Here is a 19580-nt window from a genome sequence, read left to right on the forward strand (position 1 = left end):
CGGGTGTCAGGGGCATGGGCAGGGGCTGGCAACCGGCTGTGAACGCCCAGGAAGCTGAACCCGGCGGAAAAACACTGGTCACAGAGGTGGGGCGACGTCATCACAGGGCCGGGTCGCGGTCGTGCAGAACCCGCTGGAACAGCCGGCTGTCCCGCCATTCTCCATTGATGTGGAGATACTGCGGCGCATCTCCGATCGTCTCGAATCCGCATTTCTTCAGCACGCGTTGCGACGTCGTGTTGTCGATCAGGGTGGACGCCTCGATCCGGTGGAGTCCCAGGACATCCCGGGCGATCTCGCAGACCCGCTCCAGGGCGGCGCTGGCCAGACCGCGGCCCTGCTGATCACCGGCCACCCAATAGCCGACGTACGAACTACAGAAAGGACCCAGGGAAATTCCGGAAAGGGTGATCGCGCCGACGATCCGGCGGTCCTCGGCCGCCTCCATGACCCAGGGGACCATGATCCCGTCGGCGGCCTGTCGCAGCAGGCCATCGATGCGTTCGGTCTGACCCTCGACGGTGAAGAAGGACTCGGGTCTGAGCGGTTCCCAGGGTTCGAGATGCTTTCGGTTGCCGACGTACGCGGCGGACAGCGGTTTCGCGTCGCCTACGGCAATGGGACGCAATATCACGCCGGGCCGGATTGCGTTTTCTTTAATCTTTCCGAGAATCATGCGCGCACCCTAGCGCGCGGCTTATGCAGGAGGGAGAGTCATGCCGAAAGCAGGGAAGGATCTTTGGTCCACTTGAGGATCTTGTCGAAGCTGACCACCGTGCCACCACGACCCGGCTTGTTGCCGATGTGGACGTGATCGGCGAGTTCTCTGATCAGACAGAGCCCTCTGCCGTGCTCGGCGTCGGGGCGCGCGGGCCTGATCTCCTGGGTGCGGGCGAACCCCGGACCCAACCCCGGGCCGGAATCGGCCACTTCGATACGGCACTTCTCGCCGTCCAGGTAGGCGGTGACCCGGTACGCCTCCGAAGGGCGGCCCGCCCCGCCGTGCTCCACGGCGTTCGCGCAGGCCTCACTGAGGGCGACGGAGAGGTCGTAGGAGATCTCGGGATCGACGCCCGCCGTCTCCATCGTGCCGATCAGCAGTCGCCGGGCGAGCGGGACGCTCGCGGCCTCACGCCGCAGATGGAGTGACCACCAGATGCTCATGCTCCAGCCTCCTGGCCGCGGCTCGACATACCGATACCTATTGCCACCCGTGCACGGGTGTAAGCACTCCGTTCATGTGAGAACGCCCATCCGGGGGATGCGCCTTGGGAGGTTTCGGTGTATGAGTGGGCGGTTCGCAGCAAGGACGATCTTCCGGTTCTTTCACTCCTTTCACCGGTAACCGAATCTGTTGGACCTGCCGTATGGCGGGTGCGGGCCCAGTGCGATGATGAGCCCGCCATGAACGCCCCCCACCCGCGCGCGTCGCGCACCGGAAGCGGACTGCGGCTCCTGCGGGCCGCGGTGTTCGCCGCGCTCTGTGTCGTGCTGGCCGCGGCGGGGCACACACTGGCATCCTGCGCGACCGTTCCGCTGTGGACGCTCGGCGCGGGCTTCCTGGGCACCCTGGCACTCGTCGCCCCGCTCACCGGGCGGGCCCGCACGCTGCCGGGGATCGTGGCACTCCTCGCGGTCATGCAGACCACCCTGCACACGCTGTTCGGGCTCGGTCAGCACGGCGGCGCGGCGATGTCGGCCGGCTCGATGTCGATGTCGACCTCCATGTCGTCGATGCCGGGCATGTCGTCGACGGCTTCCCTGACTTCCCTGTCGGCGAGTGACGCCTCGCTGGTCGAGCGGGCCGCGCGGCTGGTGTGCGGGGCCGGGGCGGCGCAGCTCAGCCCCGCCCACGCGTACAAGATCCTCTCCGACGCCCATCTCAGCACCTCCACCTCCGGCTCGGCCGCGGGCCTGAGCGGGACGACCCATGCGGGGGACGCCACCGGTGCCTCCGGCTCGCTGCTGCCCTCCGTGCCCATGCTCCTCGGACACCTCCTCGCGGCCGTCGTCGCCGGATGGCTGCTGCGCCGGGGCGACCTGGCGTTGCTGCGGCTGCTCGAGCTGTCGGCGCACGGGGTCGCCGAGGGGGCGCTCGTCCGTTCCCTGCGCGGGGCGCTCGCGCTGGCGTGCGCTCTGCGCGCCGGGCTCGTGGCCATACCCGAGGCGCCCGCGCACAGCCGTCGCAACACCTGGGACGAGCCGCCCGCGCCGCACACCGTCGCACTCCAGCACTCCGTGATCCGGCGTGGGCCGCCCATGGCCGCCGCCGTACTCGTTCTCGCCGCCTGACGCGACGCGACCAGAACACTTCCCGGGATCTGTCCGGATCCGGAGGGGTCTGCCGCCGTCGCGCGGCACGCGCGCGTGCGCTTCCCGCTGCCCGTGCGCCCCCTCAACGACAGAACTCACTCAGAGTGGAGTGCTCCCTGCCATGAAGGCTTTCCGTGCCATGAAGGCTTCTCGTATCGCCGCCGTCACCGCCGTCGCGGGCACGGCCGTCCTGGCCGTCTCCTCGCCCGCGTTCGCACACGTCAGCGTGCAGCCCGAGGGCACCGCCGCCAAGGGCGGTTACGCGGTCATCGACTTCAAGGTCCCCAACGAGCGGGACAACGCCTCGACCACCAAGCTCGAGGTCAACTTCCCCGCCGACCACCCGCTGGCCTCCGTGATGCCGCAGCCGATGGCCGGCTGGAAGGTCGAGGTCACCAAGTCCAAACTGGCCAAGCCGATGGAGATGCACGGCGAGACGATCTCCGAGGCGGTCACCAAGGTCACCTGGACCGCCGAGGACAAGGGGGTCGAGCCCGGCTACTTCCAGAAGTTCCCGCTCTCCGTTGGCGCCCTGCCCGAGGACACCGACGAACTGGTCTTCAAGGCGATCCAGACGTACTCCGACAAGGAGGTCGTCCGCTGGATCGAGGTCCAGCAGAAGGGCCAGGAGGAGCCCGAGAACCCGGCCCCGGCCCTCGCGCTGTCCGCCGCCACCGACGACCACCACGGGACCACCACCGCCGAGGACACCGCGGCCAAGACCGAGACCACGGCCTCCGACGACTCCGGCTCCTCGGGCGGCGGTGACACCACCGCCCGTGTCCTCGGCGTCGTCGGCATCGTGGTCGGCGCGGCCGGGGTCGCCTACGGCGTCCTCGCCGGCCGCCGCCGGTCCACCGGCTCCGAGGCCTGAGCTCCACGTCCTTAGCGCGCACAGGGGGCCGTGCGAGGCTGTCGAGGCTCCGACAGCTCTCGTACGCCCCGGTAGCTCTCGTACGCCCCCGGTGCGCGCCGGATCTCTCACATCTGGGACATTTTCCTATGCGCAAGAAGACGTTCGCCGCGGCCGCGCTGCTCGCCGCCGCCACCCTGACCCTCTCCGCCTGCGGCAGCGGCGACGACAGCAAGTCACCCGTGACCGTGGTCGCCGGGGACACCTCGAACAAGGCCGCGACCATCCTGGACCAGCCGTTCGAGAAGCCTGATCTGGTGCTCACCGACACCCACGGCAAGAAGTACGACCTGCGCGCCGAGACCAAGGGCAGGCCGACGCTCATCTACTTCGGCTACACGCACTGCCCCGACGTCTGCCCGCTGACCATGAACAACCTCGCGGTCGCCAAGAAGGCGCTGCCCAAGGCCGACCAGGCCAAGCTGCGGGTCGTGTTCGTCACCACCGACCCCGCCCGCGACACCCCGGCCGAGCTCGGCAAGTGGCTCAAGGGCATCGACTCCCAGTTCATCGGCCTGACCGGCGACTTCTCCACCATCCAGGCCGGCGCCCGCACCATCGGCATCTCCATCGAGCCGACCCACAAGGACAAGAAGACCGGCAAGACCGTCTCGGTGCACGGCACTCAGGTCATGGCGTTCTCACCGAAGACCAACGGCGGTTACGTCCTCTACGGCGAGAACGCCACCGTCGACGACTACACCAAGGACCTCCCCAAGCTGATCAAGGGGGAGAACCCGTGAGGCGTCCGGCCCTGAACCTCCGGGCACTGCCCCGCCCGGCGCTGACCGGGCGGCGGCTCGCCCTGACCGGCGTGGCCACGACCGGCATAGCCCTGGCCGGCGCGCTGGTCCTGGCGGGCTGCGGCGGCTCGGATTCTTCTGGCTCCTCGGGAACCGGACTCTCCGTCGGCGCCTCTTACATGCCCCAGCCGGTCTCCGCCGACATGGCCGCCGGATTCCTGACGATCACCAACAAGGGCGCCACCAACGACGAGCTGACGTCCGTCACCAGCGACTCCGCCGGCCAGGTCACCATGCACGAGACCAACGGCGGGGCGATGCAGGAGGTCAGCTCCTTCGAGGTGCCCGCCCACGGTCAACTCGTGTTCAAAAGCGGTGGCAACCATCTGATGTTCGAGAAGCTGAAGCGCCGCCCGAAGCAGGGCGACACGATCACCCTGAAGCTGAAGTTCGCCGAATCCGGTCCGCTCACCGTCGAGATGCCGGTGAGGTCCGCCACGTACAACCCGTCGACCGGACACTGAGGGAGGGACCGACCTTGACGCGGACCATCACCCCCCGCCTGCGCACGCTGGTGCTGCTGTTCCTCGCCGTCACCGGCGCGCTGCTGGCCGGCGCCGGGCCGGCCGCCGCGCACGCCGCGCTGACCGGCAGCGACCCCGCCCAGGGGGTGGTGGTCCCGAAGGCACCCGACCAGGTCTCGCTCACGTTCTCCGAGAACGTGTCGCTGAACAGCAACTCGATCCGGGTCCTCGACCCCGGGGGCAAACGGGTCGACGTGGCCAAGCCGAACAACCTGACCGGGACGACCTACGGCGTCCAGCTCAAGAGCGGGCTGGGCAAGGGCACGTACACCGTCGCCTGGCAGGTCGTCTCGGCGGACAGCCACCCCGTCGCCGGCGCCTACACCTTCTCCGTCGGCGCGCCTTCCAAGACTGTCGCCTCGGTCGGGGACCAGGACGCGGGCGGCGGGGTCGTCGGCTGGCTCTACGGCTTCGGGCGGTACATGTCGTACGCCGGATACATCGTGCTCGTCGGCGGCGCCGCCTTCGTGCTCGCCTGCTGGCAGCGCGGCGCCGGCGTACAGGCCTTGCAGCGGCTGGTCGTCGGCGGCTGGCTGACCCTCACCGCGGCCACCCTCTGGCTGCTGCTCCTGCGCGGCTCCTACACCACCTCCGGCAGCTTCGGCGACATCTTCGACCTGAACCTGCTCGGCCAGGTCCTCCAGACCAAGCCCGGCGCCGCCCTGATCTCCCGGCTGCTGCTGCTCGCGGCCGCCGCGCTGTTCATCGCCGTCCTCTTCGGGGCCTACGACAAGCGTGAGGAGGGCGCGGAGAAGCGGGACCTGACCTTCGGGCTCGCCATCGGCGGCACCGTCGTGGCCGCCGGGCTCGCGGCGAGCTGGGCCATGGCCGAGCACGCCTCCACCGGGCTCCAGCCGGGCATCGCGATGCCCGTCGACGTCATCCATCTGCTCGCCGTCGCCACCTGGCTGGGCGGCCTGACCGCCCTGCTGTTCGCCCTCTACCGGGCGCCGGCCGACATCCCGGTCGAGTCCACCGCCGTACACCGCTTCTCCCGGGTGGCCTTCGGAAGCGTGGTGGCACTGGTCGCCACCGGCATCTACCAGTCCTGGCGCCAGCTCGGCTCCTGGTCGGCGTTCACCGACACGGCCTACGGACAGCTGCTGCTGGTCAAGATCGCGCTGGTGGCGCTGCTGGTCGGCATCGCGTCCATCTCGCGGCGGTGGACGGGACGGCTCGCGGAGACGGCGGTGACGGAGACGGAGACGGTGACGGAGGACTCGGTCGGGGAAGTCACCGATGCGGAGGAAGCGAAGGAGACCGTCAAGGCGTCCGCGGCCACGAAGGAGGCGTCGGTCAAGTCCAGCGCGTCCAGCGCTTCTGCCGCGTCCGCCACTTCTGGCACCTCCGGTGCGTCCGCCGCTTCCGCCGTTGCCGCCGCTTCCGGCACGTCCGGCACGTCCGGCACGTCCGGCACGTCCGGCACGTCCGGCACCAAGGTCTCCGGCAAGGGCGGCTCCGCTGGTGACGACTCCGCGGACCCCGACCGCGCAGCCCAACTGGCCAGGCAGCAGGCCGCCAAGGACGCCGCCCGGCAGAAGCGCGTCCGCGACGCCGACCCCAACCGCTTCGGCCTGCGCCGCTCGGTGCTCGCCGAGGCAGGGGTCGCCGTCGCCCTGCTCGCGGTCACGACCGTGCTGACGCAGACCGAACCGGGCCGCACCGAGCAGGATGCCAAGGCCACCGCCGCGGCGGTGTCCTCCTCCTCGTCCTCCGCATCGAACTCGTCCTCGGGCGCGCTGACCCTCGACATGTCCTTCGACACCGGCGGCAAGGACGGCAAGGGCGTCGTCCGCGTCGACCTCGACCCCGCGGCCGTGGGCAGCAACGAGATGCACGTCTACGTCCAGCGCCCCAACGGCCGGGCCTTCGACATCCCCGAGGTGAAGGTCGCCTTCACGCTCGCCGCCAAGAAGATCGGGCCGCTTCCCGTCGCCCCCGACCACGTCACCACCGGCCACTGGGCCGCCAACGGAGTGCAGATCCCCATGGCCGGCGATTGGCAGATCTCCGTGACCGTGCGGACCTCCGACATCGACCAGGTGACCGTCTCCAAGAACGCGCAGATCGGCTGAACCGCACCATGGCTGAACCGTCCCAGTCCCTCCGTCCGTCGGTCACCGAGGAGAGCCCGTCGGCTCCCCCGGCCCAAGGCGTCAGCCGGCGCGCACTGCTCGGTACCGCCGGGGCCACCGGACTCGTGCTCGGCGCGGCAGGCGCGGGCGTCGGCTACGCGGCCGCGCCCGCACAGGCCACCCCGCTCAGCACGGTGGGCTCCGACCGGGCGATGTTTCACGGGAAACATCAGCCCGGCATCACCGAGGGCCTCCAGGCGCGCGGCCATCTCATCGCCTTCGACCTGGCGGCGGGCGCGGGGCGGAAGGAGGCGGCCGCGCTGCTGCGTCGCTGGTCGACGACGGCCGAGCGGCTGATGGCGGGCGAGGCGATGACCCAGGACGACACGGACGTGGCCCGTGACGCCGGTCCCTCGTCGCTGACCGTCACCTTCGGCTTCGGCAACAGCTTCTTCACCCGCACCGGCCTGGAGAAGCAGCGCCCCTCCGCCCTTGACCCGCTGCCCGACTTCTCCTCCGACCACCTCGACAGGTCGCGCAGCAACGGCGACCTGTGGGTGCAGATCGGCGCCGACGACGCCCTGGTCGCCTTCCACGCGCTGCGTGCCGTCCAGAAGGACGCGGGCAGCGCGGCCAGGGTCCGCTGGCAGATGAACGGCTTCAACCGCACCCCGGGCGCCACCACCCACCCCATGACGGCCCGCAACCTCATGGGCCAGCTGGACGGCACGCGCAATCCGAAGCCGACGGACTCCGACTTCGACAAACGGATCTTCGTACCGGCCTCCGGTTCGAACGACCCGGCCTGGATGGCGAACGGCTCCTACGCCGTCGTACGCCGGATCCGCATGCTCCTCGACGACTGGGAGAAGCTGTCGCTCACGGCCCAGGAGAACGTCATCGGGCGCAAGAAGTCGAACGGGGCACCACTGTCCGGGGGCTCCGAGACGACGGCGATGGACCTGGAGAAGGCCAGGGCCGACGGCGAGTACGTCGTCCCGATCAACGCCCATGCCCGGATCACCCGGCCCGACCAGAACGGGGGCGCGGCCATCCTGCGGCGTCCGTTCTCGTACCACGACGGCATCGACGCCGACGGAACGCCGGACGCGGGGTTGCTCTTCGTCTGCTGGCAGGCGGATCCGCTGCGCGGGTTCGTGCCGGTGCAGCGGAAGCTGGACCGCGGGGACGCGCTCTCGCAGTACATCCGGCACGAGGCGAGCGGCCTGTTCGCCGTGCCGGGCGGGGCGGCCGACGGGGAGTACGTGGGGCAGCGGCTGCTGGAGGGCTGAGGCCGGACAGTTGCGCTTCCGGGTTTCAAACCACCCGGTCGAGTGGATCCGATGGGACAAGTGAGCCGCGCCCCCCTGCGCCCATTAGGGTGAGGGACATGCCAGCGAGCTATGCGTATCTCGGTCCCGAAGGCACCTTCACCGAAGTCGCCCTGCGCACTCTTCCGGAGGCGGCCACCCGGGAGCTGATCCCATACGTCTCCGTGCAGTCAGCGCTGGACGCGGTGCGGGGCGGCGAGGCCGAGGCCGCCTTCGTGCCGATCGAGAACTCCGTCGAGGGCGGGGTCACCACGACCCTCGACGAGCTGGTCGCGGGCGAGCCGCTGACGATCTACCGCGAGGTGCTGCTGTCGATCACTTTCGCGCTGCTGGTCCGCCCGGGCACCAAACTCTCCGAGATCAAGACGGTGACCGCGCACCCGGTCGCCCAGCCGCAGGTCCGCAACTGGTTGCGGGCCCACCTCCCCAACGCCCTCTGGGAGTCCGCCGCCTCGAACGCGGACGGCGCCCGGCTGGTGCAGGAGGGCCGCTACGACGCCGCGTTCGCCGGTGAGTTCGCGGCCGAGCGGTACGGCCTGGAGGCCCTGGAGACCGAGATCCACGACGCGAAGAACGCGCAGACCCGGTTCGTCCTGGTCGGCCGTCCGGCCCGGCCCGCGGCCCCGACCGGCGCGGACAAGACCTCGGTCGTGCTCTGGCAGAACGACGACCACCCCGGCGGGCTGCGCGACCTGCTCGGCGAGTTCGCCACCCGGGGCATCAACCTGATGCTGCTGCAGTCCCGGCCCACCGGCGCCGGCATCGGCAACTACTGCTTCTGCATCGACGCCGAGGGACATATCTCCGACCGCCGGGTGGCGGAGGCCCTGATGGGGCTCAAGCGGATCTGCCGGCAGGTCCGGTTCCTCGGCTCGTACCCGCGAGCGGACATCAAGCCGGGCGAGACCATGGGGCCGACTCGGCCGGGGACGTCGGACGAGGAGTTCATGGCGGCCTCGGACTGGGTGGCGCGCTGCCAGGACGGCCGTTTCTAACCGGCCATACCTTCATATCTACGTTATCCACAGGGGTTATCCACAGGTCCCCAACTCGACCTGGGGACAAGTCGACAGCAACACCTGACTCTGTCGACAAATCGGCCTACAACCCACAGGCGGGCCGGCGATCACTCACATCACCCTTCGTCCACTCGTTTCCCATGGTTCATCTTTTGGAGCGACGTCTTTCCACTCGAAAGTGGGTGTTGCCCCGGTTTGAGCGGGGAATTCCTCTCTTCGCACGCCGAGGCCGGAGTGATCGATTCCGAAGTCCACACCTCGTCCACACAGCCTGTGGATAACTCTCGCGAGGGTGTGGATTCCTGTGGACAACTCCACCCCCAAGTCCCGCTCCGCACAAGGAAATCGAGTCAACCGCGGGCCGCGCGCTTGCCCCGTCTCGGGGAGTGAGACACTTTATATTGACACGCTCGGCAATTCCCCCATAACGGAACGTAAGCCGCGATTCGGAACACGGGTCAATAGTGATTAGTGGGGGGCAACCCCACACCGGTAGCCTTGGCTCTGTGATTGACCTACGCCTGCTCCGTGAGGACCCCGACCGTGTGCGCGCGTCCCAGCGCGCCCGTGGAGAGGACGTCGCGCTCGTCGACGCCCTCCTCTCCGCCGACGAGCGGCGCAGGTCCTCCGGCGTCCGCTTCGACGAGCTGCGCAACGAACAGAAGCAGCTCGGCAAGCTCATCCCCAAGGCCTCCGGGGACGAGAAGGCGGAACTGCTGAAGAAGGCCGGCCAGCTCGCCGCCGACGTCAAGACCGCCGACGCCGAGCGCGACGCGGCCGACGCCGAGACCCAGGAGCTGCTGCTCAGGCTCGGCAACCTCGTCCACCCCGACGTGCCCGTCGGCGGCGAGGAGGACTTCGTCACCCTCGAGGAGCACGGCACGATCCGTGACTTCGGTGCCGAGGGCTTCGAGCCCAAGGACCACCTGGAGCTGGGCCAGCTGCTCGGCGCGATCGACGTCGAGCGCGGCGCCAAGGTCTCCGGCTCCCGCTTCTACTTCCTGACCGGTGTCGGCGCCCTCCTGGAGCTGGCGCTGGTCAACGCGGCGATCGCGCAGGCCACCGAGGCCGGCTTCACGCCGATGCTGACCCCGGCGCTGGTCCGGCCGCAGTCCATGGCGGGCACCGGCTTCCTCGGCCAGGCGGCCCAGGACGTCTACCACCTGGACAAGGACGACCTCTACCTGGTCGGCACGTCCGAGGTGGCCCTCGCCGCGTACCACATGGACGAGATCATCGACGCCGAGCGGCTCCCGCTGCGCTACGCCGGCTTCTCTCCCTGCTTCCGCCGCGAGGCCGGTTCGCACGGCAAGGACACCAAGGGCATCTTCCGCGTCCACCAGTTCGACAAGGTCGAGATGTTCTCCTACGTCGCCCCCGAGGACTCGGAGGCGGAGCACCAGCGTCTGCTGGCCTGGGAGAAGCAGTGGCTGACCTCGCTGGAGCTGCCGTTCCGCGTGATCGACGTCGCCACCGGTGACCTCGGCTCCTCCGCGGCCCGCAAGTTCGACTGCGAGGCGTGGATCCCGACGCAGGGCAAGTACCGCGAGCTGACGTCGACGTCGGACTGCACCGAGTTCCAGTCCCGCCGGCTGTCGATCCGGGTCCGTGACGGCAAGCAGGTCAAGCCGCTGGCCACGCTGAACGGCACGCTGTGCGCCGTACCGCGCACGATCGTGGCCATCCTGGAGAACCACCAGCTGGCCGACGGATCGGTCCGGGTCCCCGAGGTGCTGCGCCCGTACCTGGGCGGCCGGGAGGTCCTGGAGCCGGTGTCCCGGTGAGCTTCCCCTACGGGCTCATCGCCACCGACCTCGACGGAACGCTCCTCGGCCCCGACGAGTCGATCTCGCAGCGCACCCGTGACGCGCTCGCCGCGGCCACCGCGGCGGGCGCCGCGCACATCGTCGTCACCGGCCGCGGGGCCCCCTGGACCCGGCACATCCTCGACGACCTCGGCTACGACGGCCTCGCCGTCTGCGCCCAGGGGGCGCAGGTGTACGACGCCGGGTCGCACCGCCTGCTGACGTCCGTGACGCTGGACCGTCAGCTGGCCGGGGTCGCCCTGGCGAAGATCGAGGCGGAGGTCGGCCCGCTGTACCTCGCCGCGAGCCGCGACGGCCTCGACGGCGACGTGCTGGTGGGGCCGGGGTACGCGGTGACGGGCCATCTCCCGTCGGTCCCCTTCACCGACGCGGCCGACCTCTGGTCGGCCCCGCTGAACAAGATCTACATACAGCACCCGGAGCTGTCCGACGACGAACTGGCGGAAGCCGCACGGCAGGCGGCCGGGGGCTTTGTCACGGTGGCCATGGCGGGCGAGGGAATCGTGGAGCTGCTCCCCCTCGGTCTCTCGAAGGCGACGGGCCTGTCCCTGGCCGCGCGCCGGCTGGGCTTCAAGTCCGCGGACACGATCGCCTTCGGCGACATGCCGAACGACATCCCGATGTTCGCCTGGGCGGCTCGGGGCGTGGCTATGGCCAACGCTCATGAGGAGCTGAAGGCTGTGGCGGACGAGGTGACGTCTTCCAACGAGGAGGACGGCATTGCGGTGGTGCTGGAGCGTCTGCTCGGCTGAGGTTGTCGGTCGACTGCGCCCCTGGGGTGGGACCCGTTCACGCACGCCGACAAGTTCTGCGGAGGATGCACGGATCGAACGTGCGCGGGCTTTCCAGGCCCGACCAAGGCTTAGCAAGCCAGTGCCTTACCACTCGGCCAATCCTCCGGGTGGGCGGCCCACGCGAGAGCGACCATCGCGTGCTCGAAGCGGCCGCCCCGGGCAGCTACATGGCGATCCGCCGCGGACTGCCCTGACGGGAGCGGGACGTACTGTCGTGCATGGACATCGTCCGGCTCCTCTCCCAGATGGTGGGGTGACACAACAACTGTGCCTTTGAGCCGAGATGGGCGCTACTGATTTTCTGAGAGGCGCCCGCTGCACGCGCCCCTTCAGGGGTGCGGTGAACTGCGCGACCAGCCCTCACCCGGCCCGCAGCCACCCCACAACCTCACCGGCGCCACCACCTACGCCGCCCCTTGCTGAAGAACCAGCCCGCCGGCGGCTCGTCCGACCGCCACGGCTGCGGCTCCGGCCCCTCGGCCTTCCACCTCGCGGCCAGCATCCGCGCCCGCGCGGACGGCTCCGAAGTCCCCGCGGACCGTATGAAGTCCTCGTCCAGGACAACCCCGTCCCAGTCCCCGTCTCCGAACCCCTCAGCCATCCCGCGCCTCCTACGCAGTGCACCCGCTTTGTCCAGTGTGCCCGGACAGAGATGAAGCCCCCGTCAATAAAGCGGGCGTCTACTCCTCGCCCGCCAGCGTCAGCGAGCGCAGCTTCTGGCCGGCGTACCAGGTGGCCAGCACCGTCACCGCGATCAGCAGCACCGTGGCCGTCACCAGGGACACGTCGGACGTGACCAGTTCGCCGCCCGTCACCTTGTGGGCGACCGCCAGGGACCACTGCTGTACGCTCAGCGTGCGCGCCCCCGGGACGAGGGAGCCGAACAGCGCCTCCCAGACCAGCGCGTAGACGAGCCCGAAGACGACCGCGTGCCGGGACACCGTGCCCAGCAGCAGGAAGAGCGCCGCGTAGGCGATCGACGCGACCAGCGCGGCGACCGTGTAGGCGACGGCGATCTGCTGGCCGTTGCCGTTGAGGATGAAGCCCGCGATCAGCGTCGGCAGGGCCGAGAACACCATCGTCACGGCGATCGCCACGATCAGCTTGGTGAGGATGATCGTCGGCCGTTTGATCGGCTTGGACAGCAGGTACACCACCGAGCCGTCGTCGATCTCCGGGCCGATCGCCCCCGTGCCGGCGATGACGCCGATGATCGGCACCATGGTCGCCAGCGCGAGGCCGCCGAGCAGGTCGGAGGCGGTCTGGTCGTCGGCGCCGGCGAGGCCGCGGACGACGACCGAGATCGCGATGAGCAGCAGGGGCAGCGCCCCCAGGATGAGGGCCCGGCGACGGCCGAGCAGGGCTCGATAGGTGAGCCGGGCGACTGTGGGGTCGTACATCTTCGGCCTCCTACGCCGCGACCAGATAAGAGAACACGGATTCGAGGGACTCGTCGGACGGCGAGACCGTGAGCAGCCGGATGCCGTGGTCGCGGGCGACCCTCGGCAGCAGGGCGGTGAAGCGGCCGAAGTCGACGGCCTGGATACGCAACGCGCCCTCGGTGAGGTCGACTTCGATGCCCGAGGTCGACGGGTCGGCGATCAGCGCGGCCGCGAGGGTGCGGTCGTCGCTCGAGCGGACCAGGTAACGGTGCGGGCGGTCGGTCATCAGACGGCGGATCTTGCGGAAGTCGCCGCTGGCCGCGTGCCGGCCGGCGACCACCACCTCGATGTGCCAGGCGAGTTGCTCGACCTCTTCGAGGATGTGCGAGGAGAACAGCACCGTACGGCCCTCGTCGCCCATCTTCCGCAGCAGGTCCATCAGCTGCATGCGCTGGCGCGGGTCCATGCCGTTGAAGGGCTCGTCGAGCAGGAGCAGCGAGGGGTCGTGGACCAGGGCGGACGCCATCTTCACGCGCTGGCGCATGCCCTTGGAGTACGTCGAGATCTTGCGGTCCTGCGCGTACTCCATCTCCACCGTGGCCAGCGCCTTCTGGGCGGCCTTGGCGCCGAGGCCGTACAACTCGGCGTTTGCGACGACGAATTCGCGGCCGGTGAGGAAGTCGTACATCGCCTCGCGCTCGGGGACGATGCCGATGTGCTTGTAGATGGCCTCGTTACGCCAGGTCGGCTGTCCATCGAGGGTGACCGTGCCGGTTGACGGGGCGAGGAAGCCGCCCATCATGTTGATGAGGGTCGACTTCCCGGCGCCGTTGGGGCCGAGCAGGCCGGTGACTCCGGGGCCGATGGTCATGGTGATGTCGTTGACGGCGACCACGTTGCCGAACCAGCGGGAGACGTGGTCGATGGAGAGCGTGGTCACAGTCCCACCTTCTTGTAACGGCGCAGCAGCAGGCCATAGCTCGCGGCGATGATGCCGAGGACGACAAGCACGTACACCGCGCCCTGGGCGTGGGAAGGTCCGTCGCCGCCCGGGAAGGTGTTGGTGCCACCGAGGAGGGCGGTGCTCAGGCCGCCGATCAGGGTGACGGGCGAGAACAGGCCGATCCACGGGATGGCGCCGGTGCTGCCCTGGGAGTCCGCGATGGCCTGGAGGGTGGAGACCGCGCCGTAGGAGATGGTCAGTACGGCGATCACGGCGGCGATGCCGAAGCCGCGGCGGGGGGTGATCGAGGCGATGACCAGGCCGATGCCGGCGAACAGCAGGGACAGCAGCGCCACCGAGACCAGTCCCTGGCCGAACCCCTTGCTCTGGTGGGCGAAGTCCATCTTGGACAGCAGGGCGCCCACGTACAGCACGACCAGCGGGGCGCCGGTGAGGATGAACAGCGCCGAGGCCAGGGCCGCGAACTTGGCCCGGACGTAGTCGGCGGTCTCGATGGGCCGTGAGAAGTACAGCGGGATGGTCTTGAAGCGCAGGTCGCGGGAGACCGCCTGGGGTGCCTGCGAGGCGACGTACAGGCTGATGACGGCCTGCATGATGATCGCGTACCGCGTGTACGACACCGGGAGTTCGTGCGCCTTGGTGGCGACGGCGACGGCCACCATGATGGCCGCCGGCACGCACATCACCGCGAACAGCAGCATCGGCAGCACCTTGGACTTCACCGAGCGGCCGAGGCCGTAGGAGCCGCGCAGGGTCTGCGAGTAGAGGGACACGCGGGCGTAGGCGCGGCCCAGGCGCGGGCCGTCGTAGCCGCGGTAGCCGATGTCGTGGATACGGGACTGGTCACCCGCGGGGGTGGCCAGGGGCTGCTCAACCGCCATGGACGGCCGCCTCCTTCCGCTGCTCGTCGCTGCTGGTGAAGACCTCGGAGATGTGGTGTCTGCGCTGCTCCATGCGCACCAGGCCGAGCCCGAGGTCGGCGACGACGTCCCGCACCAGGTCGTACGTCTCCTCGCCCTGGGCGGTGAGCAGCAGGATGTGGCCGGCGCCGGGCAGGCCACCGCCCTCGTGGTCCGTCTCCACCCCGCGCGCGTGCAGCGCGTCGCGCACCGCGCGGGTGCCGTCGGGGTGCTCGTCGCTGTCGGTGACCTCGATCGCGAGGGTGGTGGTGGACTGGGTGAAGTCGGTGGTGGAGCTGGAGCGCAGCAGCTTGCCGCCGTCGACGACGACCACGTGGTCGCAGGTCCGCTCCAGTTCACCGAGCAGGTGCGAGGTGACCAGGACCGAGATGCCGAAGTCCGTGTGGATACGGCGGATCAGGCCGAGCATCTCGTCGCGGCCGACCGGGTCGAGGCCGTTGGTCGGCTCGTCCAGGAAGACCAGCTGCGGGTCGTGCACCAGCGCCTGGGCGAGCTTCACGCGCTGCTTCATGCCGGTCGAGTAGCCGCCGATGGGGCGGTACCGCTCCTCGTATAGCCCGACATGGCGCAGGGTGTCGGCGGTGCGCTCGCGCGCGGCGGCGGGCGGCAGGCCGGACATGCGGGCCATGTGCACGACGAACTCGGTGGCCGAGACGTCGGGCGGCAGGCAGTCGTGCTCCGGCATGTAGCCCACCCGCTCGCGGATGGCGGCACCCTTGGTCGCCACGTCGAGGCCGAGCACCTCGGCTCGGCCCTCGCTGGCGGGGGACAGACCCAGCAGGATCTTGATCAGGGTGGACTTGCCGGCGCCGTTGGCTCCGACGAGTCCGGTCACACCGGGTCCGATGTCCACGGACAGCCGGTCGAGCGCGGTCACCCGGGGGAACCGCTTGCTCAGGCTTTCGGTCGCGATCACAGTCACGCCATCGAAGGTAGTGACGTGGACCACGGAGGTCGTCAGACCCGAGAGCCGTCTTCGCATCACTCTCGAGTATTACGGGACCCTAGGGGATCCCCTGCCTGAGAGCTACGCAGAGTTATCCACAGGCCTTGCAACTCCTATTGACGTCGCCTCTAACAACTGTCACATTCACCAGTGTCAAGTTACGGACGCGTACCGCAGTCGATGGGGACGGGGCGGATGACGACGACAGTGCAGGACGTACTCTCCGAACGCGCCACGGAGCTGAAGGGTTTCCGGCGGGTGCAGCGACTCGCGTACGAATGCGCGGAGGCGGTCGCGGCCCGGCTGGAGCCCGGGATCACCGAGCGCGAGGCGGCCCGGATGCAGCGCGAGTGGCTGCGCGCCCGTGGCGTACGGGACTGGTTCCACCTCCCCTTCGCCTGGTTCGGCGACCGCACCGCGTTCACGGACTTCCGCATACCGCTGCAGTTCTTCCCGACCGACCGCCGGCTGGCCCCCGGGATGCCGTTCATCCTGGACCTGGCCCCGGTCTACGACGGCTTCACGGCCGACATCGGCTACTCGGGCTCCCTCGGGATCAACCCCGTGCAGGACCGGCTGATGGCCGACCTGGAGGCACACCGGGAGCTGATCCTGCGCGAGGTGCGCGCACGGCGCCCGCTGCGCGAGATCTACGAGGACGTGGACCGCCTGATGGTCCGCCAGGGCTACGCCAACCGGCACCGCGCGTACCCGTTCGGCGTCATCGCCCACAAGGTGGACCGGGTGAAGCAGCGCCGCTGGTCACCTCACCTCTTCGGGTTCGGCACCCAGTCCCTGAAGGGCCTCGCCGCCGACGCCCTGCACGGCCACCGCGAGGGCTGGTCGCCCCTGTGGTCGCCGTACCGCTTCTCCGACCACCCGCCCCGGCCGGGCCTGTGGGCGGTCGAACCACACCTCGGCTTCCGGGGCACCGGAGCCAAGTTCGAGGAGATCCTCGTGGTCACCGACTCCCGGGACCCCGAGCAGAGCGCCTTCTGGCTGGACGACGATCTGCCGCACGTGCGGCGCTGGGCGGAGGACAAGTGACGGCACTGAAGGGCGCACGCGAGCGCCGGGTACGCACCGGTGGCATCGAACTGTGCGTGGCGGAACTGGGCGACCCGGCACAGCCGACGGTCGTCCTCGTCCACGGCTACCCGGACAGCAAAGAGGTCTGGTCCGAGGTCGCGCCCCGCCTGGCCGAGCGCTTCCACGTGGTGCTGTACGACGTCCGGGGTCACGGCCGCTCGACCGCACCGCAACCGCTGCGTGGCGGCTTCACGCTGGCCAAGCTGACCGACGACTTCCTGGCGGTGATCGACGCGGTGAGCCCGGACCGCCCGGTGCACCTGGTCGGCCACGACTGGGGCTCGGTGCAGTCCTGGGAGTTCGTCACCGTAGGGCGCACGGAGGGCCGCATCGCCTCCTTCACCTCGATGTCCGGGCCGTCCCTCGACCACTTCGGACACTGGATCAACGGGCGCGTGAAGCGCCCCACGCCCCGCCGGGTGGGACAGCTTCTCGGCCAGGGCGCCAAGTCCTGGTACGTGTATCTGCTGCACACCCCCGTCGTCCCCGAACTGGCCTGGCGCGGACCGCTCGGCAGGGCCTGGCCGGGCATCCTCCGACGGGCCGAGAAGCTCCCCGCCGGCGACTACCCGACCGGCTCCCTCCGCTCCGACGCGGCGCACGGTGCCTGGCTGTACCGCGACAACGTACGGCCCCGGCTGCGCCGCCCGCGCGAGGACGCGTACGCGCACGCGCCCGTGCAGCTCATCACGCCCCTGGGCGACGCCTTCCTCTCCGAGCGGCTTTACGACGACCTGGAGCACTGGGCACCGCAGCTGACCCGCCGCACCCTGCCCGACAAGCACTGGATCCCGCGCACCCGGCCGGACCAGGTGGCGGCCTGGATCGGGGAGTTCGTGATCTCCGTCGAGGACGGCCGGGGCACCGAGCCGAAGCGCGCGGACCGCCATGCCCAGCGGTTCGGCGGCCAGCTGGTGCTGGTCACCGGCGCGGGCAGCGGCATCGGCCGGGCCACGGCGTTCGCGTTCGCGGAGGCGGGCGCGCGCGTGGTGGCCGTGGACCGGGACGCGGAGGCCGCCGCCCGTACCGCCGAGCTGTCCCGGCTGATCGGAGCGGCGGACGCGTGGCCCGAGACGGCCGACGTCTCCGACGAACAGGCCATGGAGAAGCTCGCCGAGCGGGTCCACCGCGAGTACGGGGTCCTGGACGTACTGGTCAACAACGCTGGCATCGGCCTCTCCGGCTCGTTCCTCACGACGACCACGGAGGAATGGCGCAAGGTCCTGGACGTCAACCTCTGGGGCGTGATCCACGGCTGCCGCCTGTTCGGCGCCCGGATGGCGGACCGCGGCCAGGGCGGACACATCGTGAACGTCGCCTCGGCGGCCGCCTTCCAGCCCTCGCGGGCACTGCCGGCCTACAGCACCTCCAAGGCGGCGGTCCTGATGCTGTCCGAGTGCCTGCGCGCCGAACTCGCCGCTCAGCGCATCGGCGTGACCGCGATCTGCCCCGGCATCGTCAACACCAACATCACCTCGACAGCCCGCTTCACCGGGGTCGACGAAGCGGAGCAACGGCGCAGGCAGCAGCGCTCGGCCCGCCTGTACGGGATACGCAACTACCCGCCGGAGAAGGTCGCTTCGGCGATTCTGGAGGCGGTGGAGCACAACCGGGCGGTGGTACCGGTGACCCCGGAGGCACGTGGGGCGCGGTTGCTGTCGCGGCTGGCGCCGGGGGTGCTGCGGAGGATCGCGAGGATGGAGCCGAAGCTGTGACGGCCGATCCCCCGCCCCACAAGACCTACCGCATCGAGGACTTGGCCCACCTGTCCCGGACCACCGTCCGAACCATCCGCGCCTACCAGGACAAGGGCCTCCTCCCGCGCCCGGAACGCCAGGGCCGGGCCAACCTCTACTCCGACGTCCACCTCACCCGCCTCCACCAGATCGCCGACCTCCTCGCCCGCGGCTACACCCTGGCCTCCATCAAGGAGCTCCTGGACGCCTGGGACACCGGGCGGGGCCTGGCCGGCGTCCTGGGCCTCGTCACCGAGGCCGAGGGGCCCTGGACCGACGAGGAGCCGGCCCGCCTGTCCCGCGCCGACCTGGACGCCCGCTTCGGCGGCACCCCCGACGACACCGCCGTGGCCGAGGCCGTGGCACTCGGCGTGCTGGAACCGGTGCCGGACGACCCCGACTCCTTCCTCGTCCCGAGCCCCCAAGAGCTGGCGGTGGCGGCCGAGTTGCACGCGGCCGGGGTACCGCTCACCGCGATCTCGGACCATCTGCGGGAGTTGCGGTTCCAGGTCGAGCACATAGCCACCCGTTTCCTGGAGTTCACCACCGAGCACGTCTTCGCCCGCTACCTCGACGACCCGCACCACCGCACCGACGCGAAGGCGGCAGAGGCGGCCTCCCTGGTACGGCGCCTGCGCCCGCTCGCCCAGCAGACCGTGGACGCCGAACTGGCCCGGGCCATGCGCCTGTTCGCGACCCGCGAGGTGCGCCGGCGACTTGGCGCGGGGGAGCAGCCGAAGACCCGGGAGGAGACACGTACCGTGTCCCTCCCTGCCGACACGATTCAGGCTGTACGACGTCTCGTTGGCCCGGACCACATCGCCGAGTTCATCGCCCTGGCCACCGAACGGGAGGCCCGGGCGCGCCACTTGGACGCGCTCGCCGCAGATCACAGACCTGTTAACGATCTTGACGAAACACCCTGAACCGCCCAGCGGTTGTCCA

The 19580-nt window shown here is 70.0% G+C and carries 19 protein-coding genes and 1 tRNA gene; 12 read left to right on the forward strand and 8 right to left on the reverse strand.

Translation table 11 applies throughout. The features are described from left to right. Positions 1-100 precede the first annotated feature (100 nt). Together ACWGJB_RS24785 and ACWGJB_RS24790 are read right to left on the reverse strand one after the other, a co-directional pair. Positions 101-676 (reverse strand): GNAT family N-acetyltransferase, encoded by a 576-nt coding sequence (locus tag ACWGJB_RS24785; protein ID WP_453382299.1) that lies wholly within the window; start codon positions 674-676, stop codon positions 101-103. A gap of 38 nt (positions 677-714) precedes the next feature. Beyond that, positions 715-1164, reverse strand: coding sequence for an ATP-binding protein (locus ACWGJB_RS24790; protein WP_453382300.1), 450 nt, complete (start codon positions 1162-1164; stop codon positions 715-717). 240 nt (positions 1165-1404) lie between these two features. Between ACWGJB_RS24790 and ACWGJB_RS24795 the strand changes: the two genes are divergently transcribed. The 9 genes from ACWGJB_RS24795 (at position 1405) to ACWGJB_RS24835 (ending at position 11556) form a co-directional block, all read left to right on the forward strand. After that, positions 1405-2292, forward strand: coding sequence for a hypothetical protein (locus ACWGJB_RS24795; protein ID WP_453382301.1), 888 nt, complete (start codon positions 1405-1407; stop codon positions 2290-2292). 160 nt (positions 2293-2452) lie between these two features. Continuing rightward, entirely contained in the window at positions 2453-3187 is a 735-nt protein-coding gene (locus tag ACWGJB_RS24800) for a YcnI family copper-binding membrane protein (RefSeq protein WP_453382456.1), read from the forward strand. Between the two features lie 128 nt (positions 3188-3315). Beyond that, entirely contained in the window at positions 3316-3969 is a 654-nt protein-coding gene (locus ACWGJB_RS24805; protein WP_453382302.1) for an SCO family protein, read from the forward strand. Positions 3970-4031: 62 nt separating this feature from the next. Beyond that, positions 4032-4493 carry a copper chaperone PCu(A)C gene (locus tag ACWGJB_RS24810; RefSeq protein ID WP_453382457.1) on the forward strand — a complete coding sequence of 154 codons (462 nt, stop codon included), beginning with the start codon at positions 4032-4034 and terminating at the stop codon, positions 4491-4493. Between the two features lie 14 nt (positions 4494-4507). Next, positions 4508-6628, forward strand: coding sequence for a copper resistance CopC/CopD family protein (locus ACWGJB_RS24815; RefSeq protein WP_453382303.1), 2121 nt, complete (start codon positions 4508-4510; stop codon positions 6626-6628). 8 nt (positions 6629-6636) lie between these two features. Continuing rightward, on the forward strand, positions 6637-7920 hold the full coding sequence (efeB, locus tag ACWGJB_RS24820) for an iron uptake transporter deferrochelatase/peroxidase subunit (RefSeq protein ID WP_453382304.1): 1284 nt from the start codon (positions 6637-6639) through the stop codon (positions 7918-7920). A 98-nt stretch (positions 7921-8018) separates the two neighbouring features. Beyond that, positions 8019-8954, forward strand: a complete 936-nt coding sequence (pheA, locus tag ACWGJB_RS24825; protein ID WP_453382305.1) for a prephenate dehydratase — start codon at positions 8019-8021, stop codon at positions 8952-8954. A gap of 530 nt (positions 8955-9484) precedes the next feature. Then, positions 9485-10762, forward strand: coding sequence for a serine--tRNA ligase (serS, locus tag ACWGJB_RS24830; protein WP_453382306.1), 1278 nt, complete (start codon positions 9485-9487; stop codon positions 10760-10762). Beyond that, the gene (locus tag ACWGJB_RS24835) at positions 10759-11556 is read left to right on the forward strand and encodes an HAD family hydrolase (RefSeq protein ID WP_453382307.1); all 798 of its coding nucleotides are present in this window, start codon (positions 10759-10761) and stop codon (positions 11554-11556) included. Before serS ends, ACWGJB_RS24835 begins: the two co-directional genes overlap by 4 nt. Positions 11557-11615: 59 nt before the next feature. Here ACWGJB_RS24835 and ACWGJB_RS24840 read toward each other — a convergent pair. From ACWGJB_RS24840 to ACWGJB_RS24865, 6 genes are all read right to left on the reverse strand, one after another. Further along, positions 11616-11703: transfer RNA gene (locus ACWGJB_RS24840), tRNA-Ser, on the reverse strand. 283 nt (positions 11704-11986) lie between these two features. Next, positions 11987-12199 (reverse strand): SGM_3592 family protein, encoded by a 213-nt coding sequence (locus ACWGJB_RS24845; protein ID WP_450760519.1) that lies wholly within the window; start codon positions 12197-12199, stop codon positions 11987-11989. A 79-nt stretch (positions 12200-12278) separates the two neighbouring features. After that, positions 12279-12998 carry an ABC transporter permease gene (locus tag ACWGJB_RS24850; RefSeq protein WP_360480941.1) on the reverse strand — a complete coding sequence of 240 codons (720 nt, stop codon included), beginning with the start codon at positions 12996-12998 and terminating at the stop codon, positions 12279-12281. 10 nt (positions 12999-13008) lie between these two features. Continuing rightward, entirely contained in the window at positions 13009-13920 is a 912-nt protein-coding gene (locus ACWGJB_RS24855; protein WP_453382308.1) for an ABC transporter ATP-binding protein, read from the reverse strand. Then, positions 13917-14825: an ABC transporter permease gene (locus tag ACWGJB_RS24860; RefSeq protein WP_453382309.1), complete on the reverse strand. Its 909-nt coding sequence runs from the start codon at positions 14823-14825 to the stop codon at positions 13917-13919. Before ACWGJB_RS24860 ends, ACWGJB_RS24855 begins: the two co-directional genes overlap by 4 nt. Continuing rightward, a complete protein-coding gene (locus tag ACWGJB_RS24865; RefSeq protein WP_362559838.1) occupies positions 14815-15780 on the reverse strand; it encodes an ABC transporter ATP-binding protein in 966 nt (321 codons plus the stop codon). Before ACWGJB_RS24865 ends, ACWGJB_RS24860 begins: the two co-directional genes overlap by 11 nt. A gap of 225 nt (positions 15781-16005) precedes the next feature. Between ACWGJB_RS24865 and ACWGJB_RS24870 the strand changes: the two genes are divergently transcribed. The 3 genes from ACWGJB_RS24870 to ACWGJB_RS24880 are packed head-to-tail and all read left to right on the forward strand — an operon-like array spanning position 16006 to position 19561. After that, on the forward strand, positions 16006-16857 hold the full coding sequence (locus tag ACWGJB_RS24870) for a M24 family metallopeptidase (protein ID WP_453382310.1): 852 nt from the start codon (positions 16006-16008) through the stop codon (positions 16855-16857). Beyond that, entirely contained in the window at positions 16854-18614 is a 1761-nt protein-coding gene (locus tag ACWGJB_RS24875) for an SDR family oxidoreductase (protein WP_453382311.1), read from the forward strand. Before ACWGJB_RS24870 ends, ACWGJB_RS24875 begins: the two co-directional genes overlap by 4 nt. Beyond that, positions 18611-19561 carry a MerR family transcriptional regulator gene (locus ACWGJB_RS24880; protein ID WP_453382312.1) on the forward strand — a complete coding sequence of 317 codons (951 nt, stop codon included), beginning with the start codon at positions 18611-18613 and terminating at the stop codon, positions 19559-19561. Before ACWGJB_RS24875 ends, ACWGJB_RS24880 begins: the two co-directional genes overlap by 4 nt. Positions 19562-19580 lie beyond the last annotated feature (19 nt).

Source organism: Streptomyces sp. NPDC054813 (assembly GCF_053611365.1).

What these genes read in the sequence shown, in the direction of transcription:
- ACWGJB_RS24785 (WP_453382299.1), bottom strand. Translation starts at nt 676, where the DNA reads ATGATTCTCGGAAAGATTAAAGAAAACGCAATCCGGCCCGGCGTGATA.
- ACWGJB_RS24790 (WP_453382300.1), bottom strand. Translation starts at nt 1,164, where the DNA reads ATGAGCATCTGGTGGTCACTCCATCTGCGGCGTGAGGCCGCGAGCGTC.
- ACWGJB_RS24795 (WP_453382301.1), top strand. Translation starts at nt 1,405, where the DNA reads ATGAACGCCCCCCACCCGCGCGCGTCGCGCACCGGAAGCGGACTGCGG.
- ACWGJB_RS24800 (WP_453382456.1), top strand. Translation starts at nt 2,453, where the DNA reads ATGAAGGCTTCTCGTATCGCCGCCGTCACCGCCGTCGCGGGCACGGCC.
- ACWGJB_RS24805 (WP_453382302.1), top strand. Translation starts at nt 3,316, where the DNA reads ATGCGCAAGAAGACGTTCGCCGCGGCCGCGCTGCTCGCCGCCGCCACC.
- efeB (WP_453382304.1), top strand. Translation starts at nt 6,637, where the DNA reads ATGGCTGAACCGTCCCAGTCCCTCCGTCCGTCGGTCACCGAGGAGAGC.
- pheA (WP_453382305.1), top strand. Translation starts at nt 8,019, where the DNA reads ATGCCAGCGAGCTATGCGTATCTCGGTCCCGAAGGCACCTTCACCGAA.
- ACWGJB_RS24845 (WP_450760519.1), bottom strand. Translation starts at nt 12,199, where the DNA reads ATGGCTGAGGGGTTCGGAGACGGGGACTGGGACGGGGTTGTCCTGGAC.
- ACWGJB_RS24850 (WP_360480941.1), bottom strand. Translation starts at nt 12,998, where the DNA reads ATGTACGACCCCACAGTCGCCCGGCTCACCTATCGAGCCCTGCTCGGC.
- ACWGJB_RS24860 (WP_453382309.1), bottom strand. Translation starts at nt 14,825, where the DNA reads ATGGCGGTTGAGCAGCCCCTGGCCACCCCCGCGGGTGACCAGTCCCGT.
- ACWGJB_RS24870 (WP_453382310.1), top strand. Translation starts at nt 16,006, where the DNA reads ATGACGACGACAGTGCAGGACGTACTCTCCGAACGCGCCACGGAGCTG.